This is a genomic window from Chloroflexota bacterium (assembly GCA_026710945.1).
GTDB lineage: Bacteria > Chloroflexota > UBA11872 > VXOZ01 > VXOZ01 > VXOZ01.
Genome location: JAPOQA010000019.1, coordinates 20,365 through 44,352 on the forward strand (window position 1 = coordinate 20,365; position 23,988 = coordinate 44,352).

Sequence of the window (23,988 nt, forward strand, 5' to 3'; positions counted from 1 at the left end):
AGATGAGCGAAAGACTCAGGTACTTAGTTGCAGGGCATCCCGGCTAGTGTCCCCGCTCTTCCCAGCCAGGTCCGCCGCCGACGATGCGGTTCGTGCCGACGAGGGGGATGCCGCAGATCATCGAGGCTTCCGAGGTCAGAGCACGCAGGTCGTCCGGGTCCAGGTCGTGTACGTCGGCCTTGCCGCAGGCACGTGCCAACATCTGCATTTCCGAGACCATCGCGCGCAGATAGCTGGAGACCCGTTCGGCGGCCTCGTCGATAGGCAGTCGCTTCATGAGTTCCGGGTCTTGGGTCGTAATGCCGACGGGGCATCTACCCGTATGGCAGTGGTGGCAAAAGCCCGGTTTCGTGCCTAGCGCTTCATAGTCTTCTACGTATAGAGACTTATTACAATTGAGCGCGATGAGGGCGGACGTACCAATATAGACGGCGTCCGCGCCAAGGGCGAGGGCTTTCGCGGCATCCACGCCGTGCCGGATACCTCCGGCTATGATGAGTTGCACTTCGCCATAGAGGCCCAAGTCTTCCAAAGCAGCGCGTGCCTCGCATACTGCGGCCAACGTGGGAATGCCCGTGTGTTCCTGGAGCATTTCCGGCGATGCGCCGGTGCCGCCTTCCATGCCGTCCACCACTACTGCGTCGGCACCCGCTTTGGCGGCCAGGCGCACATCGTCGAATACGCGCGTTGCGCCCATCTTGACGAAGATCGGCACCTTCCAGTCAGTGGCCTCGCGGAGTTCCTCGACCTTGATGATCATGTCATCGGGACCCAGAAAGTCCGGATGGCGTGCGGGGCTGCGTTGGTCCACACCGACAGGGAGATCCCGTTGCTCGGCAATTACGTCCGAGACTTTAGAGCCGAGCAGCAGACCGCCGGTACCCGGTTTTGCACCCTGACCGATCGTCAACTCAATGGCGTCGGCGGCGCGTGCGTGGTGGATACTGACCCCGTAGCGGGAGGGCAGGACTTCGTAGACGAGGGTCTTACTGTTTTCCCGTTCTGCCTCCAACATGCCGCCGTCGCCGGTAGTGTTCGACGAGCCGACGGCAGCCGCGCCCTGCGCCAGCGCTACTTTGGCATTGTAGGATAGCGCGCCCCAACTCATGCCCGTAATCATAACGGGAATGTCGAGTTCGATCGGATTCTCAGCGTAGCGACTACCGATGACAGTCTTCGTCGAGCAGTGCTCGCGATAGCCTTCCAATGGGATGCGGGTCAAGGTGCAAGGGAGGAAAGTAAGGTCATCAAATGTCGACCAGTTGCGCTCCCGCAGTGTGCCGAAACCGCGCATGATGTAGCGCCCGAGTTGCGCCTTCTCTTGAATTTCGGCGATTACTTCAGGGGTATATGTTCCGCTAGGTCGCAGGCGGCCGTTTTCGCCGTCTGTCATAGTCCCTTGCTCCTCCTACCAGGATTTCTTGTTTTCAATTGGGAATGCGGCTAATGTTATCTGTTCTTGTTTCCTAAACCAGTCTATGGATTAGCTTTTGGATCTCCCGATCGTGGGATCTTGTTGCGGTTGCTCTCCGTTGATGCCATACCCCATGTGTAACGAAGAGCAAGAGCGGGCTAGTTTCTTTATTGCTGCGAGAACTGCTCGCGAACACCTAAAGCGTCTCTTCGGTTAGACCACCTGCTGCCAAACTTCCCAGTCGGTCTTATCGAAGTTCCACAGGCGGCGACCGGAGACGATCTTCTTGAAGTCCGCCAGGCGCGAAGTCAGTTCGGCCAAGCGCTCGGGAAGATGCGCGGCGAAAGTGGTTTCGAGAAACGCAGTGTCTTCCGAACTTAGGTTCTCTATAACGGCATCGTTGCCCAATTCGCCAATCTTGCCGCCCACATAGCACTTGGTCTCATACATAGAGTCTGCAAAGGCATCGCCCACGTCGCCGCAAACGACTATGGTACCGCGCTGTCCCATGAAACCGGCCATGTAGCCGCAGTTCCCGCCAATCAACAGGAGGCCGCCCTTCATAGCCACGCCGGCCCGCGCCGCTGCATGTCTGTGTATAACCACGGTGCCGCCGCGAATTGTCGCTGCCGCACCGTTGCCGGCGCTGCCGCGGACCGTGACCGTGCCGGAGAGCATTGACTCCGCCAGACCCCAGCCGGTGCTCCCATTGACTTCCACCGTGGCGCCATCCATTAAGCCGCCGCAGAAGTAGCCTACACTACCGTCGAAAGTTACGGTCGAGGGCTGGAGCAGCGCGACGCCGAGGTTGTGCCGGGCGCCGGGATTGCGTACCAAGACCTCTTCTTCTCCGCTGGCAATGTGCGCTTTGATGGCAGTGTTGATCTGGCGGACAGTCTTGCCGGAGCAATCTAGTTCAACTGCCATACCTGTATTTCCTTCGCTTGTGCCTCACGCACGCCGCCTATGCCCGGGAACGCATTCTCAATTGCGATCTCCTCGGTGGCGACCACAACGGAGTCGTCCGTTTCGGTAAAGAGGAGCGGTTTGAGAGCGAAGCGGTCTTTGGCAAAGCCCAGCTCATGTTGAGTTGCGGCCAGATAGCTAAAGGAGCCGTCCAGGTCGTACAAGGAGGCAGTGAGCGCCTCTTTGAGGGACATGCCTTGCGAAATGCGGTCTGCCAGGTAGACACCGATGACTTCAGAGTCATTTTCCGTATAGAACCGTACGCCGTGCTGCTCATAGAGCCGGCGCAAGTTGTGGTAATTAGTGATGTGCCCATTGTGGACCACCGCGAGGTCAGGCATGCCGTGTGCCCAGAATGGCTGCGAATGACTCAGGTCTACGCGTGATTCAGTGGAGAGGCGGGTATGCCCAATCCCGTGTGTGCCGGTGATGCGCGAGACGCCGTGAGTCTGCTCAAGATTTTCCGGAGTACCTACCTGCTTGACGATTTCCAAGGCATTGCCCATGCTTACGACTTCGACGTTTTCTGCCTCTGACTCGATGAGCGCACTGAGCTCCCGGGGATCACCCTGAAAGTCGAGCTCAAGGCGAAGGTACTCTTCGGTGGTTGACTCACCATGTATTTCGCCCAGAGATTGTACGCGCTCGGTGATGTTCTCGCGGCGTCCCTCAAAGGCGCCATTCTCGCCCAACTTAACGCGCAGTACGGTGTGTCCGTTGCTTGCGCCGGTATAGAGCGCGACACCCGCAGAGTCCGGGCCGCGGCACGCCAGGGCGTTGAGCATAGTGAGCACCGTGTTGCCAACCGGCGCGGCGCCCTCGCCAGCCTTATCCAGAAAGCCGATTATGCCGCACATGCGACGTTCCTTAGACTACTGCTTGGGATTCGTATGTGTCCATTATCCAACCATTTGCGTAGCGCTTCTCGCGTGGAGCGCGATATCAACACCCGCATGTGGCTGCACAGGAGATCATCCCATACTATAGCATTCTTGAGCACGCAACGTACACGCTAGCGCTTGGGGGTTGCGAGGGAATGCGATGTTGGGCTGCTACCTGCAACGACTGCTGTTGTGTCACGCGATACATTAGTTGCGTACTAGATGCTCTCTAGGTTGGATGTCCCGACTTCACGCTACCTTTGTCTCGGGCGGATGGTACCGACGGCGCCGCATCTTGGAGAGAGTCATGGCCGGCTTCTCTCGCTACAATATTGTTCGTGTAGGCTAATCATAGGGGGGCAAGCTATGCCGGGCCGCAGTCAAGACAACGTCAGTGAATTCTATGAATTCGAGAGAGCGGGATGGGAGCGAGTAGCGGGAGACTATCACCGTTACTTTGCAGCCCTCACAACACGCTTCATCGAACCATTGCTGGACGCCGGTGGTGTAGAGGCCGGATGCCGAGTGCTGGACGTTGCCACAGGTCCCGGCTACGTCGCGGCAGCGGCAACGGGTCGCGGCGCTCAGGTGGTCGGCATTGACTTTGCGAAAGCGGCAGTCGACGTGGCACGCCAGCAATACCCCGATATTACGTTTCAGACAGCCAGTGCCGAAAGGCTGCCCTTTCCTGATGCCCAGTTTGATGCCGTGCTTATGAATTTCGGATTGCTGCACGTTGCTCAGCCGGAGTTGGCGGTGGCGGAGGCGCATCGCGTGCTACGCTCCGGGGGCCGTATCGCTTTTTCCGTGTGGGCAGATCCCCAGATTAGTTTGGGCTTTCAGATAATCCTCGATGCCATTGGCGAGCACGGCAACATGGACGTGACCTTGCCGGACGGACCGCCCTTCTTTCGCTTCAGCGATCCGGCTGAGAGCAGGCTCGTCCTGACGGAGGCCGGATTCTCATCTCCTCGTGTGGAAGAAATGCATACCAAGTGGGACTTTCCGCATGTGGACACGCTCTTTGATACATTCCTGCACGGCGCTGTGCGCACTGGAGCGCTTCTGCAGGCGCAGTCAGCGGAAGCGCTGGCTGCCATACGACAGAAGGTGCGCGACGGTGTGGCCGGTTTCGAGGAGGATGGAGTTTACCGATTGCCTATGGCGGCAGTACTATCGTCGGCGAAAAAGCCTTAGGCGTGCGGAATTGCCGCTTTACTTAAGTGTTGTCACTATGGGATGTGTCTTAGCGTGGTATACTCTGCACCAAGAGGAGGCTGCCACTCTTTGCAAACGAGGTAGCATGATTGCGGTAAGGAGGTAAGCACGGCTAAGTCTGGGTTATCTGTAGTTCAGGTGAGAGGAAACGCTAATGTCCAATAAGGTGGAGACGTTGACACGACGAAAGCTGCTAGTTGCAGCCAGCAGTATTCCTGTCGTGGCTGCCCTTGCAGCTTGCGGCACGGCAACAGTACAACCTGAGATGGCGGGTGAAAAGCCAGCGGAGCAGAAGGCCGAAGCAGCGCCGCAACCGGCCGAGCCGGTGGACGTGGTATTCGTGCCGAATCCCGCATTCAGGTTCCATGAAGAGGGCCACGTATCCAACGGCTTGATGGAGGCGTTCAGCGCAGAATTCGCCAACATCAATCTGCTCGTAGAACCCTATACGGGCAACCGTAATGAGGCATTCGCGGCGGCTGCCGCCGGGAACATTCCGTATGACGTGGTGACCGGCGGCGAAGGCACGCCGATTGACCGGGGACTGCAGGGCACCGTCCTGCACCTGAATGACTACATCAAGGCTACCGCCCTGGATATGGACGACGTCTGGGAAGGCTTGATGGAGCCAGTAATCTGGCGCGACGGCCGGGTGTTCGGCATGCCGTACGGCCCAGACATGCGCGTGCTTTATATGAACATCGATCTCTATCTCAATGGCGGACTGGACCCGGCGGTCGGACCGCAGACGTGGGACGAATTTGAGGAAGCCATTCAAAAGACGACGCAGAAAGACGCTGCTGGCAAGCTTACGGTCGCGGGTTTTCCGCCGGACTGGGGCTCAAACGGCACGTGGCTCTTCATGCTCCCCCTATTGCAGCTTGGCGGTAGTCGTACGAACGATGACCGCACCAAGATGACCTTCAATACACCTGAGGGTATTGAAGCCTTTACGTTCGTTAAGCGGTTGTGGGACCTGCAGGATGGATTCGCTGCCATCAAGGAATTCCAAGAATCAGCACGGCCCTCCGGCAGAGATCGGGGTGCAGCGCTCGTCAATGCGAAGTGCGCCAGCATCTACATGACGTATGCCGAGCGCAAGCAGCAGATTCGCCCGATTGACCCGGACTATGAGTTTGGGTACACGGGATTCCCCTTGCCGGCCAATGCGGCGCGCCAAGTAAGCCTCGGCGGCGCCTGGATCCATATGGTCTCCGGCTGGACGGAAGTGGCGGAAGAGTCCTTTGCGTTGCTTGAGTTCTTGGCGCGGCCCGAAAACACGCTGGCGTTCACCAAGACCTTCGACCGTGTGCCGGTGCGCAAGTCGGCGACGCTGTCCGAGGAATTCCACGAGAACGACCCGTTTGTGCTCCACATGTCTGAGAACATGCAATATCGCACCTCGACCCTGGGCTTTGGCGTGCCCGGTTCCGATCAGATGCGCATCGAGGTGCTTACAGGCGGTTGGGTCGGCTCAATCTGGAACGGCGAGGTGGGCATTCAGGAAGCTCTTGCCACGGCTGAAGAGCAGATGAACATTATCGCTGAGGACTGGCGCAAAGAGCTTGGGCTTTAGGCTAGCAGCAGGTAACTGCTCATAGGCGGCCCGCACGCTCGTCTATGGTTCGGTTGGCAAGTCCAACGGGCGAAGCGAGGAAGGGATACTCGATGGGAATCCTAGATTCCTCGCTTCGCTCGGAATGACATTTGAGTGAGCGGCTAAACACTATGACAGTTGGGTGAATGGCTAGACACAATGACATTTGAGTGGGTGGCCAATCACTTGGAATGGAATGAGGTCCAAGACCGGCCACGTGGTTACTTTGCTCACGGCAAATAATTGCGCGACCGGAGTCAAATTCAACTACTGAGGGAGCGTTTGGTGGCAGGTGATATTGACGTAGCAATAGTCGGCGGCGGCCACAACGGTCTCGTTGCCGCGACCTATCTGGCGCGTGCCGGACTTGCGGTGCATGTATTCGAACGCCGCCCCTTTACCGGGGGCGCCGCGATCACGGAAGAGTTGTGGCCGGGCTTCAAGTTTTCCACCTGCGCCCATATGGTCCACGGTATACACCCAAAGATTTATAAGGACTTCCGCCTCCTCGAACGCGGCCTGGAGGTGATTCCCCGCCAGGGCATCCAGGTGCTGCCGGACAATACGTACTTCGGGCCGACCACCCACGATTCGCCCCGCAATCGCGCGCTGCAACTGACACCGGCGGAGCGCGAAGGGCAGCGGCGCTACGGGGAGTTCAAGAACACACTGCAGCGCGCGATTTCACCCTACCGGCTGCAACCGCCACCTACGCTGGCAGAGGTGCGCGCCAAAGTCGCTGGAACACCCGCGGCCGATGTGCTGGAAAAAGCTTTGACCACGCGCATTTATGACCTGCAGGACGAGTTTCTGCCGGACGGTCATTTAAAGAACCGTCTCGGCTATGAAGCGGGCGCTATCGGCAGAAATCCGTGGGGCTTTCAGCTTGCTTACGCATCACTCAATGCCGCGGATGAGAAAACAGGCATCAAGCCGCCAAACGGCTACGTGCGCGGTGGCGTTGGGGTGGTGAGCCAACTCTTCAGAGAATCCGCAGAGGATGCCGGTGTGACAATCCATACCGACCACGAGGTCGAGGAATTTCTGGTAGAAGGCGGTAAGGTCGTTGGCATTCAGTTGGCAAATGGCGGCGAAGTGCGGAGCCGTGTCGTTGCCTCCAATCTTGACCCCAAACGCACCTTCCTGCGACTCATGCCCGAAGAGCACTTGGACGCCGGTTTCCGCCACCGCATTCAGGGACTTACTAGCACGTCAGTTGCTATAAATTCCTTGCGGTGATTTCTGAGTTGCCGCAATGGACCGCCTGGGACGGAGAGCCTGAGCAGGCAAGCAAAGGCGCCGTGGTCATTAGCCTTACACGTGAGGAAATGTCCGCCTGTTACGATGATTTGGAAGCCGGACGTCCCCCGCGCAGACCTCTGATTAGTTTCTCGATACCGTCTGGGGTTGACGACAGCATTACGCAGCCGGGGTACCACACCGCGTCCATCTGGATCTATGCGGCGCCGGGGAAGCTGCGGAACGGGACGTGGGACGACGTGCGGGAGCAGGTGGCAGAAGGACTCATCGACCAAATCACGGCGTGTGCGCCGAACTTTCGCCAGTCGATACGCGACTACAAACTGCGCACCCCGCTCGACCTGGAACGCGAGAACGGCTTGACGGACGGTTGCATCTGGCACGTTCAGCATGCCGGCGAGCACCTGGTTTGGAATCGGCCGCTGCCGGAGATTTCTCATTACCGGGCGCCCTTAGGTGGGCTCTACCTCTGCGGAGCCGGACAGCATCCGGGCGGCGAGATTAGCGGTGTGCCCGGTCACAATGCGGCGCACGAGATTCTGAAGGACCTCGGATAAATGCTACAACAAACTAGAACCGGGTCGGCAGTGGGGATTAGCCCCGAGAAGGCGTGACTGAGTGCACGACCGATAGCCGTGCTGCGCCTTGTGAAATGGGGCTGGTAATGGCTGCGGCCAGTGTTGTGGAGATAGAGTTTGGTCGCCGTAATGGTTTGGGCGGAGAGACTTCACCTTGAATACAGGTCTATTGTAGGAGAGGCAAGAAATGTGGGTACCGACACCTTGGAAGTCATGGCAATAGGATGACGAACTTTAGCGCGCACACGGTACTTTCGACGGAGCTTGATGGCCGTGAGTGCCACACACCCCACGCCGTGCGCAGCGGTAACACAGTGTGGGCTGTATGGCAGGGGTACCAGCAAGACAAAGAGCACATTTACGCACGAGCTTCACATAGTGGTGAGCTGACTCCCCTTGAAACGGTTACCCCAAAGGAAGGTAGGAATCACTCGCCCTACATTGGACTAGTGCAGGACGTGCCGACGAGCGTTTGGATTTCCCAGGATCTTTGGGAAACCTATGCCGTTTACGGGTCTACACGTTCTATTTCGGGGTGGGAAACACCACAAAAGCTGGAAAGTGAAGGTTTTGTCGTCTCCTTGCACGCAGATTCTGCCGCAGGACGCATGGCCGCGGTGTGGTGTGAGGCCGCAACGCCAGGAGCATATAAGGTTCGTTTCGCCGCCAACACGGGTAGCGGCTGGTCGGATCCCATAGACATAACTACTGCCGCCGGTTGGGTGCAGCGGCCGGAAGTCGCTGTTACCAACGACGGTTACTGGGTTGCCTGGGATGCCTATATAGACGGAAAATTCGGAATCTATTGTGTTTTCGTTGAGCAAGATGGATCAATTGGCGCGCGGGAGGTCGTAACCGACCGGGCTGCTGAATCGGAAATGGTAACGGCGGAAGCTTGGCAGCTTGTGCCATCCCTCACGATAGACAATGACGACAACCCTTGGATCACGTGGCTCTGCAGGCAGGAGGTTGTAAGCGATGGGAATGTGCTCGACCAGTGGCCTGTGGCGAGAGTGGCGCGGCGTGCAGACGGTCAGTGGCAGCTTGTAGAAGATGCCAACGGATCGCCGGACCTCGGAGTCTTAGCCTGGGGCATGCTTGAATGGCAGGGCTTGGGCGTATGGGGGTATCTCGGTAGACGACGTAAGCCATTGGTTGTTGCAAGCCCGGATGGTGGCGTCTGGTTGCTCTGGGAGCGGAAAGAACTGCCAAACGGTAGTACCACCACGACAGGGGGCGTGCTCTGTGGACGCTATATTGATGCCACCAAGGGCCAATCTGCTCCCGATGTTCAGGAAACGCGGTCTATTGCAGTTGGGCCTCGATACTATACACCGGTTGCCAACGAGGCTGTTGATGGGCGCAACGAACTATGGGTAACTGCGCGTGTGGCCCCTGAGATATCTGTGGAAGACGTTTGCCTGGTCGCTCTTACTCTTGGTGATGCACCTCGCTTCCTCGACGAAGGGCGGTGGTTCGGATGGAGTCCGGCCTCACCGGGTGGGCCGCGAACCGATACCCGGCCTGGCGGGGGAATCCAAATCAGCAGCGAGAATGCTCGAGCAGGTACAAGGGAACCGGAACTCACCCTCTTTTGGGCAGACTTGCATGTCCACTCGACTCATTCCGCCGATGCGGAGGGGTATGTTGACGAACTGATAGCTTATGCGCGCGATGTAGCTCAGTTGGACTGTGTGGCGTTCTCGGATAACGACAAGCACCTCCTCAGTCTTACGGCATCGGAATACGATTTGGACTATCACTTTGCGCTTCACTTCAGGCACTTAAGTGACCTCCTGGTGCTGCCGGCGTTCGAATGGTCGCAGATGAGTCGTGCTTCCGGCTCTAGGACTTCGAATCACCGCACGGTGATAGCCGGAAGAGAGCAACTGCCGCTCTTGCGCTATACCGAGGTAGAAGGGGAACCGCTTGCGGCACTCGCCGCGCATGCTGAACGGTACGGCGCGATCCTGCACCCACATCACGAGCATTGGGAGTTCTTGTCAGACTCGTGGACCGAAACGAATATGGAGGTCTGCTCGGGCTGGCGCGTGCACATGCTCGATCCGGCGTACCGGGAGAAGATTCACCAAGTGCTGAAGAGCGGGCGCAAGTTGGGGTTCATTGGCTGCAGCGACGGTCATCGTCGTACGGCAGGGACTGGCGGCGGTCTGACCGGCATCTATGCTGAAGACCTGAGTCGTACGGCAATACTCGATGCCTTGCGGAAGCATCGGTGTTTTGCGACCGACGGTTCCCGCATTGGCATTCAGCTTTGGGTTAACGGCGTCTTCATGGGAGGCGAAGGCAGAACTCAGGACGCGCCGGAAATCCAGTGGAATGTACAGCTTACGGAATTGCCCGCAACCATCACGCTGGTGCGCGACGGCGAGGCGATCAGGTCGTGGGAGGCAACCGAACAACAGGCTTCCGGCCGGCATACGGACGAAGAGGCGGCACCTGGCGAGCACTTCTACTATCTCAATGTAGAACAGTCCATGGGCTGGCGGAGCCATATCTCCAATGTTGCGCCCGCTTGGGGTCCGAGAGCGTGGTCAAGCCCCGTCTGGGTGGAATTCAACCCGTAGAGGCGCTCTGACCTGACTGCCTGATTTCTATGGTGGGAAGTGTAGGCATATCGGTCGGGTACAGAAGGGCAAGCTGGCAGCTTACCCTATGTCCGGAGGAGCCGGAATAAGGTCCTTCGGAGCCCAATCTTGCCAAAGCCAATTCCCATTTAGTTTCATACTGCACCAGTATCTGTAGTACATTTGGTAGGTGTCTGTAGGCTGGAGGCCTATCGTTCACGACTCAGAGCAGAAGGCAAAAGTAACGCAGTTGCGTGGACGAAGTCTTAGTGACGGAGCTTCCCTGCGTAACATGAGGTCGCAAGTCGCTGCGACAAGACCAGGGAGGCTGTATTGCAACCACTCTTGATGTTCTCTTCCGCAGTGGTGCCGGGACTCATTCTGATTTGGTTCCTGCACGCGCGGCCGGATTTTCCCCAACCCCGCATTACCCTTTGGGCGACGTTTGGTCTGGGAATCGTGGTCACGCTGCCGGTAATCATATTGGCCTTTCCTGTTTCAATCCTCTATCCAGTGTTGGGCGATTTAACAGGCAGCCTCCCACTGGTACTGTTTATCCAGGCGTTTCTTGGCGCAGCGATTCTCCAAGAATCGTTTAAGTACGTAGTGCTTGCCAATTTCTCCTGCCAGCGTAAGCGGCTGGCGGAACCTTTCGATGGGGTGGTTTACGGCGTAGTCGCTTCGCTTGGCTTTGCCGCGCTGGAGAATATTGCCTACGTGGGGGAAGGAGATGCACTGGGAGCGGCGGTACGCGGGCTCACCTCGGTGCCGGTGCATGGCGCGCTCGGTGCCATTATGGGTTACTACATCGCGCAGAGCGCATTCAATCCCGCGCGCCGGGGTCGCTATGCTCGTTTGGCGTGGGTGATTCCGGTAGTGCTGCACGGTTTGTATGACTTCCCCTTGTTGCTTGGCGAACTATGGATTCTCCCGCTTTCAGCTATAGTCTTTGTCGTCTCGGTGGCGTGGGCATTCCGATTGGTCCGCCGAGTCCAGTCGAGTCAGCGTCGCCGCAGCCAGGCGATTTGGGGAGAGCTTGGATCGAGGCCCGGTCAGTTCAGTTCTCCGCATGACGTAGCAATCGATCAGCAGGGAAATGTCCATGTGGTCGATACGATCAATAATCGCCTGCAGAAGTTCTCAGCCGACGGGGATTCACTAGCACAGTGGGGGAGTACGGGACAAAAAGCAGGCGAATTTCGTTCGCCGCGCGGTTTGACCATTGACATAAGTGGACAGGTACTCTTGGCCGATACGCTCAATCATCGGATTCAGAGACTCTCCGCAGAAGGTCAGCCGTTGACGCAATGGGGCGAGCAAGGCGCAAAGCCCGGCCAATTCCGTTCGCCCAACGGCGTTGCAGTGGACTCTACAGGCAACATCTACGTTGCCGACACCGGCAATAACCGCATTCAGAAATTCTCCTCTGACGGCGAGGTGCTTGCAATGTGGGGTTCCCACGGCGACGGTCCAGGGGAATTCCGCGCACCGGTTGGAGTTGCTCTGGATGACGCAGGGTGGGTTTACATCACCGACTCCGGAAACCATAGGGTACAGAAGCTCACTCCCGACGGTGAACCCAGCGGACAATGGGGTGAGGAAGGGGAGGAACCAGGTCAGTTTCGCAATCCAAGCGGCATTGCCCTAGACCAGCGCGGCAGAATCTACGTTGCGGATACCTGGAACAACCGCATTCAGGAATTGTCACCCGATGGTGAACCGCTTTCGCAATGGGGCCTCCAGGTGGCCGGCCAGCAGGGGCAGTTTTCGGATCCCTATGGAGTCGCCGTTGACGATCGCAATCGCGTATTCGTTGCGGATACCGGAAACCACCGCATCCATAAGCTGCATCCATTTAGCGTCCTGATGGCGAGCCCCCCACCTGAGGATTCCGGCTCTGCCGACGAGCCGGCTTGATAGTGTTGCCGCCTGCTTTGCGCCGCCTATTTCTAAGCTAATGGACGTGACTGCCGCTCTCTTCCAGACTCCTTCGCGGGAAAGAAACTCGCAACCGAGGCGTGATTGAGATGGAGGAAGAATTCGCGGGTGCCATGTTTGCCGCGAATCGGGCTCTCTACTTCGCCCTTGACCACCAGGTCGTTTGCAGCGCACCAATCGACAAAAGCATGGCGAATGGCGCGCTGCGTTTCTCGATTGTGAATGGATCCGCCTTTCGTCAGTTCAATGGTTGCCACCTCAAACTGCGGTTTGAGGAGAACCACAATGTCTGCGTCAGCGCGGGTAAGCGTGCACACATGGGGCAAGATGAGGCGCAACGAGATAAAAGAGACGTCTACCGCGGCAACGTGCGGTGGCTCCGAGAATGCGGTCAGGCCGCGCACGTCAGTTTGTTCGTAGGCCGCAACCCTGGGATCTGCCCGTAGTTCGTGATGAAGTTGATTGGCGCCTACGTCAACCGCATAGACACGCTTCGCGCCTTGTTGTAGGAGTTGCCACGTGAAGCCGCCGGCGCCACTGCCCACATCGAGGGCTATCTTCCCGGCGCAGTCTATGCCAAACTCTTCCAGCACCCCTGCAAGTTTGTGTTCGCCGCGTCCAATGCGGAGCGTGCTCTGCGTATCAACGAAGACTTGGGCGTCGAAATTCACCGGAGCAGCCGGTTTGGTTACCGTCCGGCCATTTACCTGGACGCCGCCGGCGCGAATGGCATAGGCGGCCTTTTCGCGGCTTGGGAAGAAAGTCTTTTCGACGAGGAGACGGTCTAGTCGCATAGTCGCTGTGGTGCGATTCTGTGGTTCAGCCATGCCCGCGCTCACATTTTAAGGGTGGCCTGAATGCGGTCTCTGCTACTACCGGCTTCCCTTGCGAGCCGAACAAATCGGGCACTTGCCAACTCTGACCCCTGTTGTATTGAACGCCTAAGTGGGTGTTTGCAAAGGTGCTGTCGCGCACTTGCCGTCCGTTCGCCCTGTGCGTGTCAAAGGGTGATCGGATGATAGTGACCCCCAATCCAAACCCGTTTGTACTGCGACAGGGGCCGCGCGCAGCCCTCAGCACGAACGGTTCTTGCTGACTTTGGCAACTTCCTCTCAGGGAGCGTACCAGCTAAGAACAGTGGTGAAATAGCGGTTTGCCTCGCGATGGAAAGCCAAGCACAGGCTCTAAGCCCGCGTTTCCGGGAGATTCCACACTACCGTCACGAGAACCTTGCGAACCCACCTACAGGCGAACAAACGTCCCTCTCCCTGGGGAGACCTTTGCATAACGCCACTTTCAAGCAGGGGCACTCCCTCTCCTGGGGGAGAGGGCCGGGGTGAGGGGAATTCTGCTCAACCTCTCCTCCTTAACGGCAAGACCGATACGCATGAGTGCGATAACGGGGATAGACTCCCAGACTGCGGGGACTTTCCCCCTCACCCTAACCCTCTCCCCCAGGAGAGGGGACCGGAACTGCGACGTACTCTCCCTCCGGGAGACATTTGCATATCCCCGGCCAGAGGAGCAAGATTTACTCCCTCTCCTTGGGGAGAGGGCCGGGGTGAGGGGTCTTATCTGCTTTGCTAATCGTAAAACTTGTACAGTCAATCATATTAGAACCAATCCGGTCAAGAAGATGCTCGTGCTCAGAGCACTTTCCCTCTCATCCTAAGCCTCTCCCGTCAAGGGAGAGGGGACAATCTCCTTTCCACATGGATTTTGCAGGGGTCTCCGGCGGGAGAGGGGACATTCCCCTCCCGCAAGGGATATGCAAAGGTCTCCGCCGGAGGAGGGGACACTCCCGCACCGGCAAGGTTTATGCAAAGGTCTCCGTCACGGAGATGTTGGTCCTCTTGCAGTGCTGTTAGTCTTCTACTTCTGCAATAAACTCGATCTCGACAGGGATGTTGTTCGGCAGTGCGCCCATGCCCACCGCTGACCGGGCGTGCTTCCCCTTGTCGCCGAAGACTTCTACCAAGAGGTCGGAGCAGCCATTGATCACTTTCGGCTGATCGGCAAAGTCGGGCGCGCTGTTTACCATGCCGAGGACCTTCACAATGCGCGATACTTTGCTGAGGTCGCCGGTCGCGGCCTGGAGCGCGCAGAGGAGATTGTAGGCGGTTTGCCGGGCCGCTTCGTAGCCCTCCTCGATGCCGTAGCGCTCGCCCAATTTGCCGTCGTATACGGTGGCTTCAGCGTCGCCCGCGCGATTGGGGCCCTGACCCGACAGGTAGATCAGATTGCCAGTGCGCACCCACGGTACATAGTTAGCGATGGGTGCATTTGGCGCTCGGAGTTCGAGTCCCAACTCTTTGAGTTTATCTTCCGGTGACATTGTGTTCCTTTCCTTAAAGCCACAAGAATATTCGTCCACTTTACTAAGCAGAGATTACACGTTCTGCATTGTACGGTGACAGTACTTCAAGGTCAAAACTGCCGCGATTTGGCCTCCAGCCTCCGGCAACCTCACCGGTTAGGAGAGTTCTCTTATTCTTTGACTGGGAATGTGACCGGCGCCCCGCCCTGGGCGGCGGACTGCACTGCAGCGACGAGGATTTCTGTCACGCGACGTCCGTCGTAGGGACCGGAAATCTGAGGCAGCGTACCACGTCCCTCAACCAGCGCGATGAGTTCTTCGATCGCGGCGGCACTACCGGAGACCGCGGCCGTAGCCGGCTCCAGCGCCTGCACGCCGTCGGCGGTCTCGATTGTGGCGGAAACGGCATTGCCCAAGCGGATTCGGCCGGTCTCTCCCAAGACCTCAATTTCGAAACCAGTGGCGACCCCTTGCGAGCCGCTGTAGAAGGCACGTACACCGTTCGAGAAGAGATAGAAGGCGCAAATGCCCGGGTCGGTGGCGGGATCGTGTCCGCCGTCGCCGGCGTAGCGCGGGCCGTAGTCCGCAAAGCGGTCGTCATAGCGGGCTGTCAGCCACGCCGGCTCACCATCGGCGAAAAAGCAAATCGCGTCCGTCAGGTGCGTGCCGTTGCGAAAGAGCATGGCGCGGGCGCCACCGAGCTTGGCGACAATCGTGCGCACGGGGCCGATGGCGCCGTTGCGGATGGCTGCACGCGCCTCGTACCACTGGGGCTGCCAGCGGCGGCTGTGATCGACGGACAGGAAGACGCCGTGTTTTTCAACGGCCGCGATCATGCGGTCGGCGTCGGCGAGGTTGGTGGCAAGCGGCTTTTCGCAGAAGATGGCGCGTGCACCGGCTTCCGCCGCGGCCACCGTGATGTCGGCGTGGCGGTCGTCCCCGGTCACCACGCTGACGATGTCGAGGTTCTCGCGTGCCAACATCTCGCGATAGTCTTGGTGCTGGGTGATTCCCGGCCACCGGTGTTGCCACTTGGAAACAAAATCCTGCGTGCGGTCGGGCAGCAGGTCGCACACCGCGACGACCTCCGTCGCGGGCACGCAGTTGTAGCCCGCGGCATGCGAATGCGGCGCGGCAACGCCGTAAATGGGATGAGACAGCGATCGAGCCGGTTGACTGGCAATGCCGGTGCAGCCGACGATACCAACGCGGTAGGTAGCCATCAGTGGACTCCTTTAGTCATTAGCCCGCTGGCTTACGTTTACGCGACTCCTCGTTCGATGCTACAATTATAGTCGAATGCGGGCCCGTAGCTCAGTTGGGAGAGCGCGTGAATGGCATTCACGAGGTCGTCGGTTCGACCCCGATCGGGTCCACCAAGCTAGAGAAAGCCGAGAACCTTCGCATTGAGGTTCCGGTTGGCGGTGTAGGCCGGCTTCTGGTCATGAGCCGACAGGCAAATCCCCCCCCCCCACCTCGAACTCCGGCATTCCGACGGATACCCTTGCATAACCCGTCATTCCGGCGAAAGCCGGAATCCAGAGGCATTGGCATTCGGCGTCGGCATTGCCCGTGCAGAGCTATACGTCAATTCTTTCCACCCCTATCCCGGCCCTCTTCCATCAAGGGGAAGGTGTTTCGCAAAGTTTCCTCCAGGCGAGAAGAACTCCGGACACCCCTTCACGCGCAGACCTACTTGTTGCCCATCATAGCCAGCTTGAGTAAAGTACCACCAAGCTGTGGCGAGAGGTGTTGCGTGCGCGGCGTTCAATGACGTTGCGTTTGCACTGGTCAATTCCGGCAAACGGAGTTTCCTGCGGCCCAACTGCGCGGCTTCTCCATAGAGAATTAGGGAGCCACTAGGAAATGACACTAAAGCTTACGGAGTTGATAGCCCGCGCGCCCTGGCGGGAGGCGGTTACCTACCGGGATACGTGGCCCCACGAGTACGTACTGATCGAGACGGACGGTCAGCAGGAGTTGCTGGAGGCCGTCTGCGAGCGCTTCCGCGCTGGAGAGGGCGTGGCGTGCCGCTTCTTTCGCATGAACAACACCTATCTGTTCATCGGCGACCACAAATACTGGTTGATGACCCATTGGGATGACCTGGAACCTGGAGTGGACTACGTCCTGAACCGCGCACGTCTCTACCGGGACCGCCGCGATTTCGTCATCCAGCCCGGTGACACAGGCAAGCCGGAGGACTACCCAGCGAATCCGGCCCATCAGAGCTGAGGGAGAGTTCGATGCCCGACAACGATACTCTGCTCGCGTACCTGGTTTCCAGCTTCCCTGGAAACACGGAGAACATCGCGACAGAAGCATTGCGCCACATTTTCGATCACTCAGACGCCTGCGGGGTGGCTTTGAACGACGTCATTCAGTCCGGTGTCCGAGGTGTAAACGCGGTCACAACTGTAAAGACGCAGGTGACTCAAGAGGATGGAGCGCGTCCGGACTTAGTGGGATTCGACGAAACTGGCGTGGAACGAGTGCTCATCGAGGTGAAGTTCTGGGCAGGCCTCACAGATAATCAGCCCAACGGATACATTGGAGTGCTCCCGGATGATGGTCCGGCGCTCCTGATGTTCCTGGTACCGGAGGAGCGAGTTCAGTCGCTTTGGCCGCAGTTGCAGGGACGGATTAGCCAGGAGTTCAGCACTCTAGTGGAGGTCGAATCAGAGCGGAGATGTGTGCGTGTGGGGGATACGCAGAAGCACGTGATGATCGTAAGTTGGGGAAGTCTTCTCGATAGCATGGCGGCCAGGACCAGAGACTATGCTGAGGCTGGTGTCGAAACTGAAATTCGCCAACTGCGCAGCCTAGCCAAGTACGCCGATGCCGGAGCGTTCAAGCCAATCGGTCGAGACGAGAAAGCCGGCTTGGATTCGGAAATGCGCCTACGTCAGTATAAGCGGCTCATTGACGCTGCTACCGAAAGGGGGATTGAGCAGGAGTGGGCCAGCCGGAAAGGCTTGAATAGAACTCCTCGTGAGTACGGCTACGGTCGTTATGTCGGTCTTCGTGGGACGGTTGTGTGGTTTGGCATCAACGTCGAGCAATTTGAAAGAACTGGTGAAACTCCTTTGTGGGTAAATTGCTACGACTATCTGCAAGATAAGCCCTCCGCGGTACTGGACGCATTGCGCATGCAGGACTCTCAATGGGCCCCGGTCACGCTAAAGAGAGACGTTGAGTATCCGGAAATACTGGATGGCGTAGTAGATAGTTTGAGACAAGTCGCCGATGCCCTCCACCAAGTTCGTTTCCCAGCAACCTAACACCGCATCCACTGTCCGGCTCCGCTACGGAAGCCCCGCCACTTCTCGTAGCTTTTCATCTGCCTCAAGCGTATAGGTGTCAGATTACCGAAATGGGATTGAGGGAATCATGACAGACGAGATGTTACGGGTAGCAATCATCGGCTGTGGTCGGATGGGCCAAGAGTACGCGAAGTTCTATAGCTTGCTCGACAATACTGAGATCGTTGCTATTGCCGAATACAATGACGAGCGGCGCAAGGCCGTCGGTGAGCAGTTCGGCGTTAAGGCGCTGTACAAGGACGCCGAGGAGATGTATGGGCAGCTAGGCGAAGTCCCCGATCTCGCGGTCACTGTTCTCCCCGGCAAGTTCATCAAGGACGCGGTGATTGCCTCGGCCCAGGCGGGTGTGCGCGGCGTATCCACCGATAAGCCAATTGGCGCCCGGCTCTCCGAAGTGGACGCGATGATTGACACCTGCGCGGAACGCGGCGTCGTTTTTCACGGTGGCAATCTGCAAAGCGCCCGTACAGATATTCAAGAGGCCGCGAGCTGGCTGCGGCGCGGCGACTTTGGCGAGATACGGGGCGCAACCGTGCATGCATGGGGCGGTGAGATTTCAGGCGGCGGCTGCCAGCACATCGCCGTGCTCAGGCTGCTCACGCAGGCCGAGATCACCGAGGTGATTGCGTGGGGCAAGCCGCAAGAAGCCCTGGAAGCGGACGACGACACCGGCCTTATTATCAACGGCCGGTTCACCCTGAGCACCGGCATCGAGGCGCCTATTTTCGGCGAGCCAACTCCGTATCGCGGCGTCGACGTCTGGACTGAGAATGCGCTCCTGCGCTGGGACTGGGGCGACGAGATGGACATCTATCAGGGGTTCGATGCAAATGGCGCGCGGGTCAAGTCCGACCGAAAGTTCACGCCATGCGTCTGGCCGCAGTATAGCTACCTTGCAAGCTCGATTTTGTCATTCATCTCGGCCGTTGAAAACGGCACCGAGATGGCTGTATCAGGCCACGACCTGCGCCAGTCCCTCGAGGCCGCGATTGCCGCAAAATACTCGGCCCTGTGGGGGTCGGTACCCCTCACGCTGCCGCTGGAGGACCGCTCGCTGGCGCTCTACCCACGCCCGTACCGGTGGCTGGGTGGCGACCATGCAGCCTTTTGACCTCTCCATGTCGGGCATGCCATAGCAATGAATGTGCTTAAAGGTCTAGACAAGTCTCGGATATTCACCTACTATTGATATTACGAGCTCCGATTGTCTAGTTGGTTTATTCAGTACAGTCCCATCCAATGCTACTCTCTGTTGTGAATTGGTTGTACTTGAAAGGCAATTAGAGGGCGCGTGCGAGCCAGGGGTGGTGCTCGCGTATGGTGTCCATGCAACGCATGGAAGGAGGAGGGCCTAGCGACTTGAACGACTCATATTACCGCGTATTTCTTACCTAAAGCACGATTTCAGGTCCCGCATGTCTATAGAAGGTTGTATCGTCCCTCTAATCTGAATGCCGACAAACAGAAAGTAGCTTGGGAACTGGGTGGCGCTGCCGTCCGGTCTTGATTGCTTGTCTCGTGGAAAGCTGGCTGTGTCCGGCTTTGTTGGCGTTTACCTTCCTCTCTCGTCACCTCTCGCGGGAACCGTTCGTGCTGATGCTTGTCTCCACAGATTGTCCCCAGCTACGCCTTTTTCTATACGAATTGGCGGTACAGTGCTGTGGGGCAAAGGACAACGAGGAGAAACTGTGATGAAGAGAATTCTGAAGTCGATTGTGGTGTTGCTTGCGGGTGTGCTCTTGCTTGCTGCGTGCGGAGCGGCGGCTACGGCGCCATCAGCGGCAATGGAAGAGTCTCAGGCAGAAGAGAGGCAGGCCGCGCCTCAAGCTGAGGCTAAAGAAGCTCCTGCTGCCGAGCGTGCACCTGCGGCAAAGGCTGAGGCTCCAGCATCCAGAAGCCAGTCGTCTCAATCAACGTCAAGCCAACCGGCAGTCCGGCCGCCGCAGCAGACCGCGGGCGCGACCACGTTTAAAGACTATCCACGCGCCACATTTGTTAATACGGTTCGCGACGCGGTTGCTACCTTCAGCCTGGATACCGACCGCACGTCGTTCCATTTGGCCCTTAACTGGGCGCGCGCGGCGTATCGGGTGGAGCCGGATTCCGTGCGAGCAGAAGAATGGATCAACGCGTTCAACTATGACTACGCACTGCCGCTGCGCGATGATAGCTTTGCCATCGCTACGGACGTCATCCGGCATCCCCTGGACAGTGGCTTGCACCTGGCGCGTATTGCCTTCCAGGCCGCGGACCTCGCCTACGACGACACGCCGCTCAATGTAACCCTGGTGCTCGATGCCTCGGGTTCGATGCGCGAGGGCGATCGCGTGGCCATTGCCCGTGAAGCTGCGGAGAGTATCCGGCGCAGCTTGCGCGGCCAGGACCGCATTGCCGTGGTCCATTTCACCACCCGCGTGCTCGATAACCTGACGGTCGATCACCGGGAACCGGATGACCGCGCCGTGAGGCGGTCAATCGACTTGCTGGAGCCGCATGGTTCCACGAACGTGCAGGCCGGTCTCGATCTGGGCGTGCAGCTTGCCGACCGCATCCGGCGCGAGCGTCCCGAAGCGTACAACTACATCATTCTCATGTCGGACGGTGTAGCGAACGTGGACGCCACCGACCCGTTCTCCATTTTGGAGTCGGCGGAAGACCGTGACGACACCAATCCGTTGCGCCTCATCACCATTGGCGTCGGCATAGAGAACTATAACGACTACCTGCTCGAGCAATTGGCGCAGCATGGCAATGGCTGGTACCGCTATCTCAGCACGGTGGAGCAAGCCAGGGCGACGTTTAGCCGCGAAAACTGGCTCGCACTCTCCATCCCCTTTGCCGACCAGACCCGCGCCCAGGTGACGTGGGACCCGGACATGGTCGCGGTGTGGCGTATAGTCGGCTACGAGAACCGCGTTACTTCTGACGAGTCCTTCACCGAGGCGCGCAAGGAGTTCGCGGAGATTCCGGCGGGGGCGGCTACCACGGTGTTCTTTGAATTGCAGCTCACCGACGCAGGCCGGCGGGATACCGCCAGGCTCGGTGAGGTGGAGATACGCTGGGTGACGCCTTCTTCTGGCGAATCCAACCGCCAGCACGCCACGCTGCTGAGCACGAGCGACGCGCTGGAGAATGCCCGGGCTGCGGCGTTCCTGCAATTTGGTTCAATTGTTGCTCTGGCAGCGGACCGCTACAGCAATTTGGACTTCGCGGAGTCGCCGGTGGACCGCGATCTGGCAATTTTGCTGGATGAACTCTGGTCACTGGACCGGCAGTTGGGCGATTTGACGTCGTACAAGGACTTCAGCTACCTGCTGGATTACCTGACGCAGACCGCGCAAAAGGAGCGGCCGGACTCCGGCTACAGCCGGTAGTTCAGGCTTTAGGTAGTCCAACCCGCTTATTCTCAGTCTGAGCGCGGCGAACATCACCCCCTGGAAACCGACGTTAGCGGTATCCAGGGGGTGAATGGATTTCCGGCGTCCGCGGAAGTGAAGGATTTTTAATTGCGAGACATCCTGCTGCGTGTGTCACGATGGCGTCTGTTTGTGCTTCGAAAGGGGCTTGGCGCAGCATCCTCAGCACGAACGGGCGAAGCGGCAGGCCGTGAACACTGACGATGGGTCGCGAAATGCGCAAGGCAACGGGTTGCAAGAGGTCATCACGACCGGCACGTGTTCCTTGACACCGTTGTGCGATGTTTGGTACATTAGGGGATGCGCCCTAGAGATGGGGCGGTACATTAACAAGTGAATATTGCGCAAGCAGAACTTCAATTTTGCCGATTAGAAGCAGGCTAAGTTACTAAGGGCGTACGATGGATGCCTTGGTGCCAAAGGCCGAAGAAGGGCGCGGTTGACTGCGAAAAGCTGCGGGGAGTCGTCAGCAGATTTTGATCCGCAGGTACCCGAATGGGGAAACCCGGCGAGGGTGATGCCTCGTCACCGCATGCTGAATTCATAGGCATGTGGAGGGAACCGCCCGAACTGAATCATCTTAGTAGGGCGAGGAAAAGAGATTATTCCCTGAGTAGTGGCGAGCGAAAGGGGAACAGCCCAAACTCACGCTGTGTGATAGGTTGCAGCCGTTGCAGTGTGAGGGTTGTAGGCCGCAATTGAACCCCCTGCAAGGGGTTCGGAGAGTTGGAGAAAAGCTGTGGTTAGTAGAAGGTCCTGGAAAGGCCCGCCAGAGAGGGTGATAGCCCCGTACACGAAAACCACGGCTCTCTCGTTGCTGTGCCTGAGTACCACGGGACACGTGTAACCCTGTGGGAAACTGGGGAGCCCACTTCCCAAGGCTAAACACCTTTGGCGACCGATAGTGAACGAGTACAGTGAGGGAAAGGTGAAAAGAACCCCGGGAGGGGAGTGAAATAGAACCTGAAATCGTACGCTTACAAGCAGTCAGAGGGCTATGCCGTCTTGCTGGGTCGGCGTGCCTACGCAAAGCGCTTTCTTCGGAAAGTGCGGCGCGCGGGGACGCTAAGCCCGCATTATAGGACGGAATGCCTGATGGCGTGCCTTTTGGAGAATGAGCCGACGAGTTACTATGCGTGGCAAGGCTAAGGTCGGAGGACCGGAGCCGTAGCGAAAGCGAGTCCTAACAGGGCGATTCAGTCGCGTGGAGTAGACCCGAAACTGAGTGAGCTAGCCATGGCCAGGGTGAAGAGAGAGTAATATCTCGTGGAAGCCCGAACCCACCAGAGTTACAAATCTGGGGGATGAGCTGTGGCTAGAGGTGAAATGCCAATCGAACTCAGATATAGCTGGTTCTCCCCGAAATGCATTGCGGTGCAGCCTCAGGTTAGAGTGTTGCGGAGGTAGAGCACTGGATGGGCTAGGGGCCAAAACGGTTACCAAACCCAACCAAACTCCGAATGCCGTATACATGTTACCTGGGAGTGGGACGGTGGGGGATAATCTTCATCGTCAAAAGGGAAACAACCCAGACCCTCAGCTAAGGTCCCTAAATTCAGACTAAGTGGGAAAGGATGTCGGATAGCCCGGACAGCCAGGAGGTTGGCTTGGAAGCAGCCATCCTTTAAAGAGTGCGTAACAGCTCACTGGTCAAGCCGTCTGGCGCCGAAAATTTAACGGGGCTCAAGTCTGGTACCGAAGCTAGGGCAGTGGCGCTCCTTCGGGAGTAGCCGCTGGGTAGGGGAGCGTTCCCTGGGCGGAGAAGCTCGACCGAAAGGACGGGTGGAGCGCAGGGAAGTGAGAATGTCGGCATGAGTAGCGTTAGCCGGTGAGAATCCGGCTCACCGTAAGCCCAAGGTTTCCTCAGGAAGGTTCGTCCTCTGAGGGTTAGTCGGGCCTAAGCCGAGGCCAATATGGCGTAGGCGATGGACATCCGGTTGATATTCCGGAACCGCCCAGGTTCGTTATGAGCGAAGGGGGGACCGGGCAGGGTAGGAGAAGCGTGTTTTTTGGCTATACACGTCCAAGCTGGTAGGCGGGAGCGATAGGAAAATCCGTTGCTCCATTCCAAACGCCGAGAAGCGATGGAGAGTCCGCGACGAAAGTCAACGGCGATTTCTTTGAGCCCAGCCTGCAAGAAAAGCCTCTAGCCAGGATATGGGCGCCCGTACCGCAAACCGACACTGGTGGGCGGGGGTAAAAGTCCCAAGGTGAGCGGGAGACCCTCTGCTAAGGAACTCGGCAAATTAGCCCCGTAACTTCGGGAGAAGGGGTACCGCGACGCGTGCACCGGCCTTGCGCCGGGAAGCGAGTTGCGGTGGCACTGAAGAGGCCCAACCGACTGTTTAACAAAAACACAGGTCTCCGCGAAAGCGAAAGCTGATGTATGGGGGCTGACGCCTGCCCGGTGCCGGAAGGTTAACTAGAGGGGTTCACGCCCCGACGGGAAGCCCCGGTGAACGGCGGCGGTAACTATAACCGTCCTAAGGTAG

Annotated in this window: 16 protein-coding genes, 1 tRNA gene and 1 rRNA gene; 12 read left to right on the forward strand and 6 right to left on the reverse strand. The window is 58.2% G+C overall.

Features of this window, described 5'->3' with window-relative positions; genetic code table 11:
• Positions 1-43 precede the first annotated feature (43 nt).
• From OXE05_03480 to OXE05_03490, 3 genes are all read right to left on the reverse strand, one after another.
• The gene (locus tag OXE05_03480; protein ID MCY4436378.1) at positions 44-1,393 is read right to left on the reverse strand and encodes an FMN-binding glutamate synthase family protein; all 1,350 of its coding nucleotides are present in this window, start codon (positions 1,391-1,393) and stop codon (positions 44-46) included.
• A gap of 234 nt (positions 1,394-1,627) precedes the next feature.
• Positions 1,628-2,341 (reverse strand): glutamate synthase, encoded by a 714-nt coding sequence (locus tag OXE05_03485; protein MCY4436379.1) that lies wholly within the window; start codon positions 2,339-2,341, stop codon positions 1,628-1,630.
• The gene (locus OXE05_03490) at positions 2,326-3,237 is read right to left on the reverse strand and encodes a glutamine phosphoribosylpyrophosphate amidotransferase (GenBank protein MCY4436380.1); all 912 of its coding nucleotides are present in this window, start codon (positions 3,235-3,237) and stop codon (positions 2,326-2,328) included. The genes OXE05_03485 and OXE05_03490 overlap by 16 nt, the downstream gene beginning before the upstream one ends.
• Before the next feature lie 390 nt (positions 3,238-3,627).
• Here OXE05_03490 and OXE05_03495 point away from each other — a divergent pair, with 390 nt between their 5' ends.
• From OXE05_03495 to OXE05_03520, 6 genes are all read left to right on the forward strand, one after another.
• A complete protein-coding gene (locus OXE05_03495) occupies positions 3,628-4,458 on the forward strand; it encodes a methyltransferase domain-containing protein (GenBank protein MCY4436381.1) in 831 nt (276 codons plus the stop codon).
• Between the two features lie 175 nt (positions 4,459-4,633).
• Entirely contained in the window at positions 4,634-6,055 is a 1,422-nt protein-coding gene (locus OXE05_03500; GenBank protein ID MCY4436382.1) for an extracellular solute-binding protein, read from the forward strand.
• A 306-nt stretch (positions 6,056-6,361) separates the two neighbouring features.
• On the forward strand, positions 6,362-7,315 hold the full coding sequence (locus OXE05_03505) for an NAD(P)/FAD-dependent oxidoreductase (protein ID MCY4436383.1): 954 nt from the start codon (positions 6,362-6,364) through the stop codon (positions 7,313-7,315).
• A gap of 62 nt (positions 7,316-7,377) precedes the next feature.
• The gene (locus OXE05_03510; protein MCY4436384.1) at positions 7,378-7,893 is read left to right on the forward strand and encodes a hypothetical protein; all 516 of its coding nucleotides are present in this window, start codon (positions 7,378-7,380) and stop codon (positions 7,891-7,893) included.
• Positions 7,894-8,138: 245 nt separating this feature from the next.
• On the forward strand, positions 8,139-10,502 hold the full coding sequence (locus tag OXE05_03515; protein MCY4436385.1) for a DUF3604 domain-containing protein: 2,364 nt from the start codon (positions 8,139-8,141) through the stop codon (positions 10,500-10,502).
• Positions 10,503-10,835: 333 nt separating this feature from the next.
• Positions 10,836-12,419: a PrsW family glutamic-type intramembrane protease gene (locus tag OXE05_03520; protein MCY4436386.1), complete on the forward strand. Its 1,584-nt coding sequence runs from the start codon at positions 10,836-10,838 to the stop codon at positions 12,417-12,419.
• Positions 12,420-12,451: 32 nt separating this feature from the next.
• Here the strand turns inward: OXE05_03520 and OXE05_03525 are convergent, their stop codons facing one another.
• The 3 genes from OXE05_03525 to OXE05_03535 all read right to left on the reverse strand — a co-directional run bounded on the left by OXE05_03525 (position 12,452) and on the right by OXE05_03535 (position 15,980).
• The gene (locus tag OXE05_03525) at positions 12,452-13,267 is read right to left on the reverse strand and encodes a TlyA family RNA methyltransferase (protein MCY4436387.1); all 816 of its coding nucleotides are present in this window, start codon (positions 13,265-13,267) and stop codon (positions 12,452-12,454) included.
• A 1,037-nt stretch (positions 13,268-14,304) separates the two neighbouring features.
• The gene (locus tag OXE05_03530; protein MCY4436388.1) at positions 14,305-14,775 is read right to left on the reverse strand and encodes a RidA family protein; all 471 of its coding nucleotides are present in this window, start codon (positions 14,773-14,775) and stop codon (positions 14,305-14,307) included.
• Positions 14,776-14,927: 152 nt separating this feature from the next.
• Entirely contained in the window at positions 14,928-15,980 is a 1,053-nt protein-coding gene (locus OXE05_03535; GenBank protein ID MCY4436389.1) for a Gfo/Idh/MocA family oxidoreductase, read from the reverse strand.
• A gap of 80 nt (positions 15,981-16,060) precedes the next feature.
• Between OXE05_03535 and OXE05_03540 the strand changes: the two genes are divergently transcribed.
• The 6 genes from OXE05_03540 to OXE05_03565 form a co-directional block, all read left to right on the forward strand.
• A tRNA-Ala gene (locus OXE05_03540) sits at positions 16,061-16,136 on the forward strand.
• Positions 16,137-16,623: 487 nt separating this feature from the next.
• Positions 16,624-16,992: a hypothetical protein gene (locus tag OXE05_03545; protein MCY4436390.1), complete on the forward strand. Its 369-nt coding sequence runs from the start codon at positions 16,624-16,626 to the stop codon at positions 16,990-16,992.
• A gap of 11 nt (positions 16,993-17,003) precedes the next feature.
• Complete coding sequence (locus tag OXE05_03550) at positions 17,004-18,038, forward strand: hypothetical protein (GenBank protein MCY4436391.1); 1,035 nt, start codon at positions 17,004-17,006, stop codon at positions 18,036-18,038.
• A 109-nt stretch (positions 18,039-18,147) separates the two neighbouring features.
• Entirely contained in the window at positions 18,148-19,191 is a 1,044-nt protein-coding gene (locus OXE05_03555) for a Gfo/Idh/MocA family oxidoreductase (GenBank protein MCY4436392.1), read from the forward strand.
• Positions 19,192-19,771: 580 nt separating this feature from the next.
• Positions 19,772-21,454 carry a von Willebrand factor type A domain-containing protein gene (locus OXE05_03560; protein ID MCY4436393.1) on the forward strand — a complete coding sequence of 561 codons (1,683 nt, stop codon included), beginning with the start codon at positions 19,772-19,774 and terminating at the stop codon, positions 21,452-21,454.
• A gap of 420 nt (positions 21,455-21,874) precedes the next feature.
• Positions 21,875-23,988, forward strand: a 23S ribosomal RNA gene (locus OXE05_03565); the annotation flags it as partial.

Excerpts from the sequence above, each read along its gene's own strand:
- OXE05_03495 (MCY4436381.1), top strand. The coding sequence starts at position 3,628 with ATGCCGGGCCGCAGTCAAGACAACGTCAGTGAATTCTATGAATTCGAG.
- OXE05_03550 (MCY4436391.1), top strand. The coding sequence starts at position 17,004 with ATGCCCGACAACGATACTCTGCTCGCGTACCTGGTTTCCAGCTTCCCT.
- OXE05_03480 (MCY4436378.1), bottom strand. The coding sequence starts at position 1,393 with ATGACAGACGGCGAAAACGGCCGCCTGCGACCTAGCGGAACATATACC.
- OXE05_03490 (MCY4436380.1), bottom strand. The coding sequence starts at position 3,237 with ATGTGCGGCATAATCGGCTTTCTGGATAAGGCTGGCGAGGGCGCCGCG.
- OXE05_03500 (MCY4436382.1), top strand. The coding sequence starts at position 4,634 with ATGTCCAATAAGGTGGAGACGTTGACACGACGAAAGCTGCTAGTTGCA.
- OXE05_03555 (MCY4436392.1), top strand. The coding sequence starts at position 18,148 with ATGACAGACGAGATGTTACGGGTAGCAATCATCGGCTGTGGTCGGATG.
- OXE05_03515 (MCY4436385.1), top strand. The coding sequence starts at position 8,139 with ATGACGAACTTTAGCGCGCACACGGTACTTTCGACGGAGCTTGATGGC.
- OXE05_03560 (MCY4436393.1), top strand. The coding sequence starts at position 19,772 with ATGAAGAGAATTCTGAAGTCGATTGTGGTGTTGCTTGCGGGTGTGCTC.
- OXE05_03545 (MCY4436390.1), top strand. The coding sequence starts at position 16,624 with ATGACACTAAAGCTTACGGAGTTGATAGCCCGCGCGCCCTGGCGGGAG.
- OXE05_03530 (MCY4436388.1), bottom strand. The coding sequence starts at position 14,775 with ATGTCACCGGAAGATAAACTCAAAGAGTTGGGACTCGAACTCCGAGCG.
- OXE05_03525 (MCY4436387.1), bottom strand. The coding sequence starts at position 13,267 with ATGGCTGAACCACAGAATCGCACCACAGCGACTATGCGACTAGACCGT.
- OXE05_03535 (MCY4436389.1), bottom strand. The coding sequence starts at position 15,980 with ATGGCTACCTACCGCGTTGGTATCGTCGGCTGCACCGGCATTGCCAGT.
- OXE05_03485 (MCY4436379.1), bottom strand. The coding sequence starts at position 2,341 with ATGGCAGTTGAACTAGATTGCTCCGGCAAGACTGTCCGCCAGATCAAC.